This is a genomic window from Shewanella oncorhynchi, assembly GCF_030848765.1.
Classification (GTDB): domain Bacteria; phylum Pseudomonadota; class Gammaproteobacteria; order Enterobacterales; family Shewanellaceae; genus Shewanella; species Shewanella oncorhynchi.
Genome location: NZ_CP132914.1, coordinates 374223 through 389071, shown reverse-complemented (window position 1 = coordinate 389071; position 14849 = coordinate 374223). Strand labels below are relative to the sequence as shown.

15 protein-coding genes are annotated in these 14849 nt (G+C 48.0%); 12 read left to right on the top strand and 3 right to left on the bottom strand.

Annotated elements, in window-relative coordinates:
- The 8 genes from RA178_RS01855 (at window position 1) to RA178_RS01820 (ending at window position 9177) form a co-directional block, all read left to right on the top strand.
- Window positions 1-2439, top strand: a complete 2439-nt coding sequence (locus tag RA178_RS01855) for an MMPL family transporter (protein ID WP_306684293.1) — start codon at window positions 1-3, stop codon at window positions 2437-2439.
- A gap of 23 nt (window positions 2440-2462) precedes the next feature.
- Window positions 2463-3752: an NAD(P)/FAD-dependent oxidoreductase gene (locus tag RA178_RS01850; protein ID WP_306684292.1), complete on the top strand. Its 1290-nt coding sequence runs from the start codon at window positions 2463-2465 to the stop codon at window positions 3750-3752.
- 4 nt (window positions 3753-3756) lie between these two features.
- On the top strand, window positions 3757-4521 hold the full coding sequence (locus RA178_RS01845; RefSeq protein WP_306684291.1) for a DUF3261 domain-containing protein: 765 nt from the start codon (window positions 3757-3759) through the stop codon (window positions 4519-4521).
- A gap of 46 nt (window positions 4522-4567) precedes the next feature.
- Complete coding sequence (locus RA178_RS01840; RefSeq protein ID WP_306684290.1) at window positions 4568-5767, top strand: beta-ketoacyl-[acyl-carrier-protein] synthase family protein; 1200 nt, start codon at window positions 4568-4570, stop codon at window positions 5765-5767.
- 4 nt (window positions 5768-5771) lie between these two features.
- Window positions 5772-6305: a hotdog family protein gene (locus tag RA178_RS01835; protein ID WP_168826494.1), complete on the top strand. Its 534-nt coding sequence runs from the start codon at window positions 5772-5774 to the stop codon at window positions 6303-6305.
- Between the two features lie 111 nt (window positions 6306-6416).
- On the top strand, window positions 6417-7142 hold the full coding sequence (locus RA178_RS01830) for a 3-ketoacyl-ACP reductase FabG2 (protein WP_105251139.1): 726 nt from the start codon (window positions 6417-6419) through the stop codon (window positions 7140-7142).
- Window positions 7143-8402, top strand: coding sequence for a beta-ketoacyl-ACP synthase (locus RA178_RS01825; protein WP_306684287.1), 1260 nt, complete (start codon window positions 7143-7145; stop codon window positions 8400-8402).
- A 31-nt stretch (window positions 8403-8433) separates the two neighbouring features.
- Window positions 8434-9177 (top strand): hypothetical protein, encoded by a 744-nt coding sequence (locus RA178_RS01820; protein WP_306684285.1) that lies wholly within the window; start codon window positions 8434-8436, stop codon window positions 9175-9177.
- 404 nt (window positions 9178-9581) lie between these two features.
- On the opposite strand, the gene RA178_RS01815 is transcribed toward RA178_RS01820, so the two are convergent.
- Both RA178_RS01815 and RA178_RS01810 read right to left on the bottom strand, forming a co-directional pair.
- Entirely contained in the window at window positions 9582-10034 is a 453-nt protein-coding gene (locus RA178_RS01815) for a hypothetical protein (RefSeq protein WP_306684283.1), read from the bottom strand.
- A gap of 97 nt (window positions 10035-10131) precedes the next feature.
- The gene (locus RA178_RS01810; RefSeq protein ID WP_306684282.1) at window positions 10132-10845 is read right to left on the bottom strand and encodes a hypothetical protein; all 714 of its coding nucleotides are present in this window, start codon (window positions 10843-10845) and stop codon (window positions 10132-10134) included.
- 731 nt (window positions 10846-11576) lie between these two features.
- Between RA178_RS01810 and RA178_RS01805 the strand changes: the two genes are divergently transcribed.
- Window positions 11577-12032 carry a GNAT family N-acetyltransferase gene (locus RA178_RS01805; RefSeq protein ID WP_306684281.1) on the top strand — a complete coding sequence of 152 codons (456 nt, stop codon included), beginning with the start codon at window positions 11577-11579 and terminating at the stop codon, window positions 12030-12032.
- A 51-nt stretch (window positions 12033-12083) separates the two neighbouring features.
- Here RA178_RS01805 and RA178_RS01800 read toward each other — a convergent pair whose 3' ends face one another.
- Window positions 12084-13271 (bottom strand): benzoate/H(+) symporter BenE family transporter, encoded by a 1188-nt coding sequence (locus RA178_RS01800; RefSeq protein ID WP_011787676.1) that lies wholly within the window; start codon window positions 13269-13271, stop codon window positions 12084-12086.
- Window positions 13272-13435: 164 nt separating this feature from the next.
- Here RA178_RS01800 and RA178_RS01795 point away from each other — a divergent pair, with 164 nt between their 5' ends.
- From RA178_RS01795 to RA178_RS01785, 3 genes are all read left to right on the top strand, one after another.
- Window positions 13436-14011 carry a helix-turn-helix domain-containing protein gene (locus RA178_RS01795; RefSeq protein WP_263140774.1) on the top strand — a complete coding sequence of 192 codons (576 nt, stop codon included), beginning with the start codon at window positions 13436-13438 and terminating at the stop codon, window positions 14009-14011.
- Window positions 14012-14130: 119 nt separating this feature from the next.
- A complete protein-coding gene (locus RA178_RS01790; RefSeq protein WP_105251132.1) occupies window positions 14131-14454 on the top strand; it encodes a rhodanese-like domain-containing protein in 324 nt (107 codons plus the stop codon).
- 75 nt (window positions 14455-14529) lie between these two features.
- Window positions 14530-14715 carry a hypothetical protein gene (locus RA178_RS01785; RefSeq protein ID WP_263201441.1) on the top strand — a complete coding sequence of 62 codons (186 nt, stop codon included), beginning with the start codon at window positions 14530-14532 and terminating at the stop codon, window positions 14713-14715.
- Window positions 14716-14849: the final 134 nt, after the last annotated feature.

Genomic DNA, 14849 nt, shown 5'->3' with positions numbered 1-14849 from the left:
ATGGCCGCCAACTTCACCGCGCGCGCCAATCAAGCGCTAATACAATCATCCCCTAAATGGCGCCTCGCCATTTGGTTGCTATTGATGCTGTCTGCCAGTCTGTGGACTTTGCAACTCTGGCAAAACGGCGCAAGGGTGCAGAGCGATATTCTCGCCATGCTGCCCCATTTACAGCAGGACAAACTCACAGAGCGCGCCCTTAACCAAGTAGAAGCCACGCTCGCCGATCAAGTCTATATTGCGCTCGTCGCCAAGGATGAAACTACGGCAATCGCTGCAGCTAAGCTGTTGATGCAAAAGCTTGAAACTGACCTTGTTGCTACTGGAACAAATGCCGCACTTACAGATATTCGCAGCGCCGATATGCGGCTCGGTGAAGCCTTGGGGCAATACTATTTCCCCCACAGATTTAAATTACTGACAGCGCCACAAGCTGAGGCGTTAGCAACGAAAGACATTGGAAATCTGATTGAAGCGGCCACCGCACAGCTTTACAACGCCTTTAGTTACGCCAATAGCAACTTGCTTGCCCAAGATCCACTACTGTTATTCCCCGCCAATTTACTCGCCCTCGCGCCGAGTTCAAAAGTCAGAGCCAGCCAAGGTATTCTGCTGGCTAATCAAGGCGATAATGTCGCTGCGGTTGTTATGGCAAAGGGCCAAGAAAGTGCTTTTAATCCCAATGCGCAATTGGCGCAGATGACGGCATTAACAGTAGCTTTGGATGCCGTTGAAAAAAACTATCCCGATATTACCTTGCTTAAGGCTGGCGCCCTGTTTCACGCGATTGCGGCGACCCAAACGGCTAAGAGTGAAATCTCGATCCTCGGTCTTGCATCCTTACTTGGGGTAATAGCCCTAGTCTGGCTGGCGTTTCGCTCAGTGATGCCGCTACTGTTGGCAATCGTTACCATTTCCAGCGGGCTGTTGCTGGCAGTGACTTTTACCTTAAGCGTGTTTGGCGAGCTGCATTTACTCACCTTAGTGTTTGGTACTAGCTTGATTGGCATTGCCATCGACTACAGCTTTCATTTTTACTGCGAGCGCTTAAGCGATACCGAACGCAACGCAAAGGCGACGGTCGCGTATATATTTCCCACAGTGACGCTTGCCTTTATCACCAGTGCCTTAGCTTATGTGGGCATAGGTTTAGCGCCGTTTCCAGGAATGCAGCAAGTGGCGATTTTCTGCGCCGCGGGGCTGCTCGGGGCCTATCTCACCCTCATTCTCGCCTACCCACTGTTAGCGGGAAGTCGTTTGCCATCTGGCTCCCGCCCATTAGCGTTAGCGGGGAAGTACCTTGCCAACCTCACTCAGTTATCCAACAGATTGACCACGCCTTTAGGCATGGGCATGTTTGCTTTAGTGATAGTAATGTGGTGTCTGGTTGGCGTAACCAAGTTAACCGTCGATGACGATATTCGCCATTTACAGCAAAGCCCCGCGAGCGTGACTGAACCTGAAAATAAGCTCAGGCAGCTACTCAGCGGCGGCACAGATAATCAATTCTTACTGGTACGCGCCGCGAATGAAGAAGCACTACTACAACAGCTTGAGCGAGTGTCGCCACTACTCGATGCCGCTATTGCGAATCAAGAGTTAGGCAACTACGTCAGCCTCAGCCGATATCTTCCCAGCCATCAAAGGCAAGACACGGCTTATCGCTTACAGGGTGAAATCTATCAAACTCAGATAGATACTGTGCTCACAAGCCTTGGGTTGGATGAGAACTTAAAGCCAGAGCTGCAAGCAAGCTACTTAGCAGCTAAAGAGCAATATATCAGTCCAGCAGATTTCTTTACGCAAGAGGCAGGCAAGCAACTCGCACCGCTGTGGCTAGCACCAAATGGCAAGGCCACCGACTATAACGTTCTAAATGATGGGGCGAGCGCTGAGTATGGTGCAATTGTCTTGCTTGGCGGCATTAAACAGATCGACGCGATCAAGGCGCGCTTTGCCAATGATCAAAGCGTACAACTTATCGATAAAGTCGCGGATATCTCCGCCGTCATGGGCCATTACCGACTGTTAACCCTAAAGCTGTTAGCGCTCGCACTCGGTATCGCACTCTTGTTGTTTAGCCTGAATTTTGGCATTAAAAAAGCCGCGGTTGTCGTTGCCGTTCCAGCCCTTGCGGCCTTGCTAACGCTTGCAACCTTAGGCTTAACGGGCTCGCCACTGAGTCTGTTCCATGCACTCGCGCTCATTTTAGTTTTCGGGATTGGGATAGACTACAGCTTGTTCTTTGCCTCTGCTCAAAACCACGGCAAGGCAGTGATGATGGCGGTATTCATGTCCGCCTGCTCGACCCTATTAGCCTTTGGTTTACTCGCCTTTAGCCAGACCCAAGCGATTCATTATTTTGGTTTAACCCTGTCACTAGGTATAGGTTTAACCTTTTTACTTTCGCCACTGATTTTAACGACTAAAAAGTCCTGATAACGACAAGGAACGTACTTTACATGCCTACACCCGCTCACGATTTATCGGCTATGCCAAATTCACTTGCCGTCGATGTGGCTATTATCGGCGCAGGACCTTCAGGCGCCATCGCCGCCAGCTTGCTACACCAACAAGGTAAGCGCGTGCTGGTGTTAGAAAAACAACATTTCCCCCGTTTTTCCATCGGTGAAAGTTTACTGCCCTGCTGCATGCAATTTATCGAAGAAGCTGGCATGCTAGATGCGCTCAATGCCGCCGGATTCCAGCATAAAAATGGCGCCGCCTTTCGTCGCAATGGCACTTACACTACCTTCGATTTTACCGATAAATTTACCCCAGGGCCGGGCACCACATTCCAAGTGCAGCGCGCCAGTTTTGATAAACTGTTAGCCGATACAGCCCAAAGCCAAGGGGTCAAAATCCGCTACGGCGAAACCGTCGAGGCGATAGATTTAACCGAGAACCCATGCTTAATGGTGCGCAATGAACAGGGCGAGCTTTATCAAATCAGCGCCCAATATGTACTTGATGCCAGTGGTTTTGGCCGTGTGTTGCCACGCTTACTCGACTTGGAAAGCCCTTCTTGTCTGCCACCGCGAAGCGCCATCTTCACCCATGTGGAAGATAACATCAGCGATCCCTGTTTCGATCGTAATAAGATTTTAATCAGCGTCCACCCTGAGCATAAGGACATTTGGTATTGGCTCATTCCCTTTAGCAATGGCCGTTGTTCACTCGGCGTAGTGGCAGAACCGCAATTACTTGCGCGTTTACAAGGTTCGCTTGAGCAACAATTGATGAGCATAGTCAATGAAGAACCAGGACTAAAAGCCCTACTGGCAAACGCTAAGGTGGTGCAAGAATGCGCCACGCTCAAGGGCTATTCAGCCAATGTGTCACGCCTTGCGACCGACAAGTTCGCCCTACTGGGTAATGCCGGCGAGTTCCTTGATCCGGTATTTTCCTCCGGCGTCACTATCGCCATGCAATCGGCATCGATGGCGGCAAAATGTGTGACTAAACAACTCAATGGCGAAACGGTTGACTGGCAAGCCGATTACTCAGCGCCTTTAATGCAGGGGGTGAATACCTTCCGCACCTATGTGCAAGCTTGGTATGATGGCCGCTTTCAGGATGTGATCTTCTATGAAGAACCGAATCCACGCATCAAGCAAATGATTTGCTCGATTCTGGCGGGCTACGCTTGGGACATCAATAATCCCTTCGTTAAAGACTCGGAGCGCCGCCTGAACATGGTGGTCGAATTGTGCCAAAACCAAGTTGCCATTCCTGAATTTGCAGAGGCGTAGCCGCATGTTGCTCAACTTTAACGCGAAATGGCGAGTGTTCCCCGCGCTACTGATCATAAGTCTAGGGCTGACGGGATGTAGCGAACTGCTGTTCAGGCAAACCTGTGTCGGCCTCGCTAAAGACATGCGTTATTGCTTGGCGCCACTGCCCCATGATTTTGCCCCCGCAGCCGATAAGCCTCTGATTAAACCGACGGCCAAACCCGCCGACATTAGCAGCCAGCAAACCGAGAGCAAAACGGGCGTATCCTCACCCCAGTCCTTTAGCCAAAAGGTCAGCATTAAAGTGGGTGATAAGTCCCACGAGTTGCTCACTCAATTAGAGTTAGAGGATGAGCGCATGACGCTCGTTGGCTTAGCGCCACTCGGACAGGCTTTGTTTACCTTAGTTTATGATGGTAATACACTCAGCAGTGAACAAAGCGTGCTGCTAGGGGACAGTTTTAAAGCTGAGTATTTAATGGCGATGATGCAACTGATCTATTGGCCTGAGCAGAGTATTCGCGCCCATTTAGAAGGTGGTCATTTAGTCACAGGCCTTTGCGATACGGTTGAGAGAAATCAGGGCGATACGCTTGAAGGCACCCGAGTGAATACAATCCCCTGTCGCCAGATCTATGGTCAAGACACCTTGATCAGTAAAAGCGGCCAGCAAACCCATGTGGTGCAAATCCGTTATCAACAAAATATCGGCGATGCTCTTTGGCAAGCCCACATCAGCTTAACTATGCCACAAGCTAAATTTGAGCTAGAAATCGAACCTATTTAATCTGTTAGCATCCGCACTTAACTGTGCCATGGTAAAAAGACACACAATGATGAACAGAGTAGCTATTACACAGATTGGATTGTGTACCCCGCTAGGGCAAGATCCCCAGCAGGTTTTAGACCGCCTGATCGCCGGTGATACCAGTGCGATGCTGCGCAGTGACACTCTCCTGTTCGAGCACCCAACCTTAGTTGCCCCCGTGACGGCAGCACTACCAACCATTCCCGAAAAACTCATTCAGTTCGATTGCCGTAACAACCAATTACTGCTGTGCGCCGCACTGCAAATTGCGACCACAGTTGAACAAGCGAAACGGGATTTTGGTCATGCCCGTATTGGTGTAGTGCTAGGCACGAGCACGTCAGGGATTTCAAAAGGTGAAGCCGCGCTGAGCTACCGCAATCAACACGGATACTTTCCGGCGGATTACCACTATTTCCAGCAAGAGCTCGGCAGCACCAGCGACTTTTTACGCCAATATTTTGAGCTAGACGGTCCTTGCTACACGATTTCAACCGCCTGCTCATCCAGCGCCAAAGTCTTTGCCAGTGCCAAACGCCTATTACAGGCTAACCTCTGCGATATGGTGATCGTCGGCGGTGTCGACAGTTTATGCCAACTCACAGTCAATGGTTTTCACGCCTTAGAATCTGTCTCGAAAGGCCACTGCAATCCCTTTAGCATCAACCGTGATGGTATCAATATCGGCGAAGGCGCGGCGCTTTTCGTCCTGACGTTGGGCGAGTCAGAGGTCATGCTAGCGGGTATTGGCGAGTCGAGCGATGCGCACCATATGTCGGCGCCACACCCCGAAGGTGCAGGTGCCATCGCAGCCATGCACGCGGCATTGCAAGATGCACACATTGCAGCAAAAGATATTGGTTACATAAACTTGCACGGCACTGCCACACCTAAAAATGATGCGATGGAAAGCCGCGCCCTGGTTGAAGTGTTTGGCGTTAACACACCGCCCTGTAGCTCGACCAAGCCCTTAGTCGGTCATACCTTAGGTGCCGCAGGCGCAATTGAAGCCGCCTTCTGTTATTTATTACTTTCAGCACATAATCACGGCCAAGCCCTGCCGCCCCATCAATGGGACGGACAAGTCGATCCACAGGATCCGCCCATTGCATTGGTCGAGCGCCATCAAGTCGCCGCTAAGGGCGCGCTTAATTATGTGATGAGCAATTCCTTCGCCTTTGGCGGCAGTAATGCCAGCCTGATTTTCTGCCGTAACGAGGCCTAGTACCATGCAGTTACTTAAGATTAACCAACCCTTTGCCGAACAGGATATTGCCGATTTTATTCCCCATAGGGCACCAATGATTTTGCTCGATAAAATCATTGGTTATCGGCGCGATAACCTAGAGACCGAAGTCACTATCACGGCCAAGAGCCCTTATTTCGATGATAAATATCAAGCCGTACCCAATTATGTGGGTATCGAATATATGGCTCAAAGTATTGCCGCCCTTGCTGGGGTTGAGGCAAAGCTTCGCAATGATAAAATCCGCGTCGGTTTTCTATTGGGATCGCGCAAATTAACCTTGTATGCAAAGCAATATGAGCTCGGGCGCACCTATCGCACCCAAGTCAGCCGCCTCTATCAAGAGGAATCGGGATTAGCGGTATTCGATTGCCAAATTTATCTGCTGCCCGAAGCCGGCACTGAGCTAGAAAAGAGCTTAGTGGCCCAAGCCAATGTAAATGTGTTCCAGCCTCAGGACACACAAGCCTATCTTGCAGGCAATCAAGACGCGGCAAATAGAAGCCTTGGGCACTAAAGCAATGATGTAGATAAAAAGCGTTAAAGCGCCTTAACAAGCGACCTTTTTACCATAAATACATGAAACCCCATACCGACACATAACGATAAAATGGGGTGGAGAAAACAGATGAATAACAGAGTATTAGTTACCGGTTCGAGCCGCGGCATTGGTAAAGCCATCGCCCTAAAACTCGCCGCTGCGGGTTTCGATATCGCCCTGCATTACCACAGTAACCAAGCAGCTGCCGATGACACTGCCGCGCAAATCCGCGCGCTTGGGGTGAATGTGAGCCTGCTGAAATTTGATGTCGCCGACCGCGCAACCGTCAGAGCCGCCATTGAAGCCGATATCGAGGCCAATGGTGCCTATTATGGCGTGATCCTCAATGCTGGTATCAACCGCGACACCGCCTTTCCCGCCATGACAGAAAGCGAGTGGGACAGCGTCATCCACACTAACTTAGACGGTTTTTATAATGTCATCCACCCCTGCGTCATGCCTATGGTACAAGGCCGCAAGGGCGGGCGCATCATCACCTTAGCCTCAGTTTCTGGGATTGCGGGCAACCGTGGCCAAGTCAATTACAGCGCCTCAAAAGCGGGTATTATCGGTGCGACTAAGGCATTGTCATTAGAGCTGGCAAAACGCAAAATCACCGTCAACTGTATCGCCCCCGGCTTGATTGAAACCGACATGGTGGCCGATATTCCTAAGGATATGGTCGAGCAATTAGTGCCGATGCGCCGCATGGGTAAACCGAGTGAAATCGCCGCCTTAGCCGCATTTTTAATGTCTGACGATGCCGCCTATATCACTCGCCAAGTGATATCGGTCAATGGAGGCATGATCTAAATGAGCGAAGCGACAAATCAAATCCGCTTAGGGAAACGAGTGGTTGTCACTGGCATTGGCGGCATTACCGCCCTAGGCCATGATTGGGAGGCGATAGCAGCGAGCCTTAAGGCGCAGAAAAACTGTGTTGTCACTATGGGCGAATGGGATAAATACGATGGCCTCAATACCCGCTTAGCCGCGCCCATTAGCGACTTTGAAGTGCCAAGCCATTATTCACGCAAGAAAATTCGTTCTATGGGTCGGGTTTCTATCATGGCGACCCGCGCCAGCGAGCTTGCTCTTATTGATGCAGGATTATTGGACGATCCTATCGTGTTCTCGGGTGAAATGGGTATCGCCTATGGCTCGTCCACTGGCAGTACCGATGCCATCATCGCCTTTGGTGATATGTTGAAAACCGGTGATATGTCGGGCGTCACCGCCACGAGTTATATCCGCATGATGGCACACACCACAGCGGTGAATGTGGGGGTATTTTTCGGCTTAAAGGGCCGAATTCACACCACGAGCAGCGCCTGTACCTCGGGGAGCCAAGGCATAGGTTACGCCTATGAAGCCATCAAATACGGTCATCAAACCTTAATGTTGGCGGGCGGCGGCGAAGAACTCTGCCCCACTGAGGCCGTCGTGTTCGATACCCTGTTTGCCACTAGCACTAAAAACAGCACTCCCGAACTCACGCCACGCCCCTTCGATGCGAGCCGTGATGGCCTCGTGATTGGCGAAGGTGCTTGTACGCTGGTGCTCGAAGAGCTCGAACACGCCAAGGCGCGCGGCGCCAAGATTTACGCTGAGTTAGTCGGTTTTGGCACGAATTCAGATGGCCAACATGTTACCCAACCAAACGCGCAGACCATGGAAATCGCTATCAGGTTGGCGCTCAAAGATGCCCAGCTTGAGCCTAGCGCCATAGGTTATGTGAACGCCCACGGCACGGCAACGGATCGCGGTGACATCGCCGAAAGCCACGCGACCCACGCAGTATTTGGTGCTGGTATGCCGATTTCATCCCTTAAAAGCTACACGGGCCACACCTTAGGCGCATGCGGCGCGTTAGAAGCTTGGGTGAGTATTGAGATGATGAATGCGGGCTGGTTTGCGCCGACACTCAATCTTGAAAGTATCGACCCACAATGTGCCGATTTGGACTATATCCGTAACGAACTGCGCCCAATCGATACAGATTATGTCATGAGTAATAATTTCGCCTTTGGCGGCATTAATACCTCGCTGATTTTTAAACGCTGGAAAGATTAACAACAGATACAAACCCTATAAGGACATCACCATGAAACCACTATTTGCAGGTATTTTGCTTAGCATCGGCTTTTTCAGTTCACCCACATTTGCCCAAGATTACACTGTTGAAACCTATCAAGAAATTTTCAAGGGTGATAACCAATTCAAGCAAAAAGAAGCCATTGAATCACTCACCATCGCTGGTTTAACCGATCCGGCCATTTTTGATGCGCTCGAAGCAAAGCTACTCGCATCTTTGCCCCAAGCCACTGAAAAAAATGCCATTGACTACAGTGCTTGGTTAGTCAAAGGCTTAGCTTATTCAGGCAATGATAAGTACAGCGAAACCATCAACAAGATTGTTAATGGTGATTATCCTAAAAAACTCAAAAAATACGCAGGTCAAGCTTTAGAAAACATAACAATATATAAAAAATGGAATGCGATTCTTGCGGATAAAAGCCAATATACTGCCGATCAAAGTCAGCAAAATAATGCCTTTGCCAATGCCCTACGCAGCAATGATTTAGAATTAATGCGTCTCGCGGCTAAACGCATCATGGATGACCGCCAGTACGATGATTTTATTCTGGCCGTGCTCAGTAACGAATTGAAAACACCACGCTTAATGGCCAATGACAAACTCGCCATCGATACCTATGCCAACATGGCAAAAGCGCTAGCTAGTTCGGAGAATACCGCTTACCGCGATGTGATTGAAAATATGGCAACCACGAGCTCAAACAAAAAACTCAAAAACTACGCCGAGAGTTATTTGAAGAAATACTACTAAACCTACCCGTTTTACGCTTAATCGAGTAAATCATGGCCGAGCTTATCCTCGGCCATTTTTATATTTGCCTATACAGGCTAATCACTCACTACACTGTGAAAGAACCTAGAGGCTCTAAGTTGATAAACGAGAGTTACCGAAGGCGAAGAGGCTATTAAACATAGATATTGTTCAGGGTGAGGCCAACCATGTTACTGGCTCTACGACACGCAGCAAGTCCATCCTTGGATGCTCGACCGCCCCGTCCATGGGGCGGACGGTCGTCTCAACAATCACCATGGCCGGCCTTTCGTGCATTAGCGTAATCTGTAGACTTAAAAGACTAGAGTCAGGTTGACACTTTAAAAATTTGCTATTTACAACTAAATATCTAGAAAATTTAACAATAAGTGGCTTGTTAAATTTTAAATAACTACTTCTACAGAAATAATGGCACTTTCTGGTATGCTGCCAAAATCATCAGCAACCAATATATGTTCGTCATCTTCAGGGATTGCCGGATATGGCACTAACTCATTTACCTTGTAGATAGAAACGCCAGCTTGATAAAGTCGTTCTACAGATAATTTGAAGATATATCCTTTCTTCAGCTTAAATTCATTAAGTGCATAGATTCGTGCTCGTTCAATTGAAGGGGTTGTTGATACTCCAGATGTTGGAATTCCAGCTTGCGCCCATTGATGGCGTACCACCGAGTTTATATTCGATTCACCGAACACGATACCAGAACCAAAAACTGCTGGCGATTCACCAAAGTGAGCATGAGATGCAAACTGCTGGTTTGAAATTTTAGGTTTCAATTTCCCATTCAGCTTCAGATACAACTCTTCGCTTACCCCTCTGTAGAGAAAAGACACTGAACCTCCTTGATCCTTAATAAAAATAGATTTCTAAAAAATATGATAGTAATTTCCTCCAGATTTAACGGTTCTTTTAAATAACAAGGCCAGTTCACTAGAATCGTTTGTACATACTGCCGCCAAAGTCAATCGCCTGACAATAATCATTTGAAACCTTTAATAATCCCTGCGATACAAGCAACAACCCACGCTGTAAGGCTAACTTCATAATATCCTCACTATATTTATCTCCAGTTAGTGACTTCACATACTTTAAAATATCTTTTTCATAATTGAGTGATGCTTTAGAAGATGTCATCTTCAACTCCGCGCAACTGAAATTTATAGCTCGATCATATCCAGATTGCTCAAACACACGATTGGCAAAATTATCTGATTGTCGATACAATCCTTCTTCACTTTTATTTTTTATTTCCTCTTCGATTTCATCTTTGATAGTATTATTTTTATATTTCAAAAATTTCACCACACTTTCATTATTTATTTCACACTTATACTTTGCCTCATAAGCTATATTCACATTATTGTCTTGACTAAATATTAGTACATTACCGAAACCTATGTTCCATTGTTCTCCTTTACAATCACTCAAAAATCCATCAGAGATTTTCCCTTGTATATAAATTCCAGATAGTTTTAACATTGGATATTCATCCAAACTCCCCACACGATACGATGCAAGCTTTTTTATACTTTTTATTGACCCATATCCAACATCTTGTTCAATTATCTCAGCACCATTATGTTGAATTATGGTGGAGCATGCTATCTGAAATATGATCAATATTATTACCAATGTATTTTTCATTTTTTTAACTCAGAGATCGGAAAAGCAATTTAACGCATTAGTATTTATACGTTGAGCTGTTTGCAGGACATAAATCGCTTGTTGGCTCAATCTCAAATATGCCCGCAGCTACATCCATGTAAATGAGTATGAATGATGCTATAGGAATTTGCTTTTTTGGGGTAGCTGTTTTTTATACTGCCAAGACCGTAATCACTTGATATTGTTTTAGCTTTACTATTCTTCCGCGCTAAATTTAGGTAAATACATGACGTTGATTTACTGCATTCCAGCCCTAAGTTCAGATTAAAACGCGTACAACGACAGAAACAGGTCAACAACTCTTTTATGATTTAAGGACGATCAGACAACTCTAAAGTCAAAAGAATACACCATCCCCTCGGAGTTGCCGCAGGGCGAATAGACAAATTGCGTGAGTTCGGTCATGGATGACCGACTAGCTTTCGCAGGTGCAGGGACGCATCCTTCGGAAGCGATAGCAAATTTGTCAATGAGCACAAGGGGCTTTCAACTCCGTTAGGGGCGTCTTGGAGCATCCAAGGAGGATAGGACGAGCAGTCCTCCTTGGTCGGGTGTGGGGTGAAGCCCCACGACTTTGATTTTAGCTATAGCTAAAGCAAAGCGTTGGTGGCCTAGCATTTGCTTATCCACCACCGTGTTTTTACCCCCAAAAGACCAAACACTATGATGGATAAGCAACAACAGAGGGAGTTTCAATCTTGAGAAAGACGATGAAAATTATACTAGATGATCTAAAAGGGCCTGAAATTGCAGCACTTTTAACAGAACACCTCAACGATATGCGAGCAACCTCACCGCCCGAAAGCGTTCACGCATTAGATCTTGATGGCCTGCGTCAGCCCAATATTCGCTTTTGGACCCTGTGGGATGGCAACAATTTAGCGGGCTGCGGTGCACTAAAATGGTTAGATACCGAGCACGCCGAGATCAAATCAATGCGCACCGCCGCGCCCTATAAACAGCAAGGTATAGCGTCTAAAATATTGCAGCACTTAATTAACGATGCCAAAAGCGCTGGCGTCAAACGCCTGAGTCTAGAGACAGGCTCGATGGACTTCTTTAATCCCGCTCGCTTGCTCTACTGCAAATTTGGTTTTGAAATCTGCGGCCCCTTCGACGGCTACCAACTCGATCCCAATAGCGTGTTTATGACGAAGAAAATCTAAAACACATGCGCCTTAGTGTTTGAAATTCATCTCTAAGGCGCTTTGCTGCAGTTAAGTATTCGCTCGCTTAACTACTGATGCAGTTCTGTGCCCGTTCCACCAATGGATGATAAACCCAAGCAACAACCCCCAAAATGCGCTGCCGATGCCCAGCACACTAAAACCCGATGCCGTGACCAAGAAAGTGATAATTGCTACTTCGCGATCTTCCGTTTTAGCTAATGCAGCGGTCAGACTATTGGCAATAGTGCCGAGCAGGGCTAATCCGGCGATGGCTAGTACTAATTCCTTAGGGAAAGCGGAAAACAGGCCGACCACAGTGGCGCCGAGTAACCCAGTGATAAAGTAAAATACGCCGCCCCACACTGCCGCCCAGTAGCGAGTCGCGGGATTCGGGTCAGCTTCTTTACCCATACAAATCGCCGCTGTGATGGCGGATAAGTTAAAGGCAAAACCGCCAAAGGGTGCGAGAATGACCCCTATTAACCCTGTGCTCGTGATCAAAGGTGAAATGGGTGGCCTGTAACCATTACCGTGCAGCGCAGCAACGCCCGGCATATTTTGCGAGGCCATAGTCACCACAAACAGCGGTAGCGCCACGCCAATCACACTCGCCAACGAAAACTCAGGTGTAGTCCACACGGGCATCGCCAGTTGCAACTGAACTGCATCTAGCTTGAGTAAATCTAATTGAAAACTCATACCTATACCCACCAACAAGGTCAGTAAGATGATGTAACGCGGCGCAAAAGGCTTAACCACAACAAACACCAACAGCATAATCAATATGAGGCTCAGCTGGGTTTGCATCGCCTGAAATAGCCCTAGGCCAAATTGCAACAGTATCCCCGCCAACATGGCTGAAGCGACTGACTGCGGCATGATGCGGATAAGCTTATCCATCCAGCCCGCCACCCCGCAAAGGGTAATTAATATCGAACTAACCAGAAACGCGCCTATGGCTTGGTTTACGCTCAACCCTGCAAGGCTGGTCACCATCAGCGCTGCGCCCGGTGTCGACCAAGCCGTAAGAATAGGATTCTTGTAGTAAAGCGATAACCCTATGCTGGTCACGCCCATGCCCACACCTAAAGCCCACAGCCATGAACTGATCTGTGCCGGTGTCGCACCCACAGCCTCCGCCGCTTGAAAGATGATCACAGCAGAGCTGCTATAACCCACTAATACCGCAATAAATCCCGCTGATATTTTTGATAAACTCCCTGCATCTCGCCACATATCCACTCCCTTTCTCTGCAATTGATGTCGCCATTACTTTGTGCGCTATAACTTATAAAATGAACAAGATAGCTTTTTGTGCGCTATAACGTACGAGATGGACAAGATAACACCTGTGCGTTATAACGTACAAACTAAATTTTCATAAAAATGATGGGGCCATTGTGCAAACGATAAACAGCTATCTCGCCAGCACGCTTAAAGCACTTCGCAACCAAAAGGGATGGAGTTTAGATAAAGCCGCTCAAGAGACGGGCGTTAGTAAGGCCATGATAGGACAAATCGAGCGCGGTGAATCAAGCCCAACCATTGCGACGCTGTGGAAAATTGCCAGTGGATTCAATATCTCGCTGTCGACCTTTCTCGAACCCACGCCCCAGAGCCAAGGCGCAGTATTCCGTAAGCCCGACGAGTTACGCCAACAACCCGCCACCGACGGCATGCTAGTCGCCTCACTCTTCCCCTTTGAAGAGCGCTTCGGTTTTGAGATGTTTGAACTCACCCTGCTGCCAAACTATGAGCGGCTTTCTGAGCCCCATGAAACGGGTGTCACTGAGCATGTCATTGTCTTGAGCGGTACTATGGAAGTGCTAGTTGATGGCGAATGGCAAACACTCAAGCAAGGTGAAGCAGTACGATTTTCGGCCGACAAACCCCATGGCTATCGCAATCTAAACGACCAAGCCGTGGTATTCCACGACATCATTCACTATCAACGAGCTAATGTGTCTAGCCTCTAACTACTTGTCTAGTGCCAGTAATGCCAAAAACCATTCACTGCCGATAATCTGCAGTGCTTGCACTCACCAATCCATTAGAATAAACTTATTGAAAATTCTCTAATGGTAGGGGCAATGCTATGTTTCAATCTTTACTGGCTAAGTTATCCGGCAGCCACTCGGGCGAAAAATGTTGGCAATTGATTGAGCAAGGCGCACGGGTGATTGATGTGCGTTCACCAGAGGAATTTGCCTCCGGTCATTTGCCCCAAGCCATTAATGTGCCGCTGCCAACACTCGACCAATGGTTACACCAAGTCGACAATAAACAGCATCCCTTCGTGCTCTATTGTGGCGCGGGTATTCGAGCGCAAAAAGGCTGCGACATTCTCAAGGCCAATGGCTTTAGCTGCGTGGTAAATGGCGGTTCGCTTAAAGATTTAGTCTGCTGCCAGCCGAGCTAATTTAAGCCTTGGTTGTGCGGCGCTAATCAGGCCAGTCTGTACATTGTGATGACTTAAATATCTGCGAGGTGGTGTATGCATAAAACAAATCATGCCAAAGCGTTACAGTTTGAAGCCACACAGGGTAACACTGCTGAAAAGCCGCTTGAAACTGAACACCATACACGCTTTAGCATCAGTCGTAATCGCGACCAAGCCAGCACTAAGGTGCGTTATGTTGAGACTAGCACCCTCACCAAAGGCTGCAGCCTTTGCGAATAAACAGCTTAGCGTGCCACTTAAACCTAGCCGCTCGAGTCTAGTTGCTCAAACCTAGCCACTTAAGCAAAGCGTGCTTAGCTTAAATGGACATACAAAAATACCAGCCTATTAAGGGCTGGCATTTTTTATTCAGC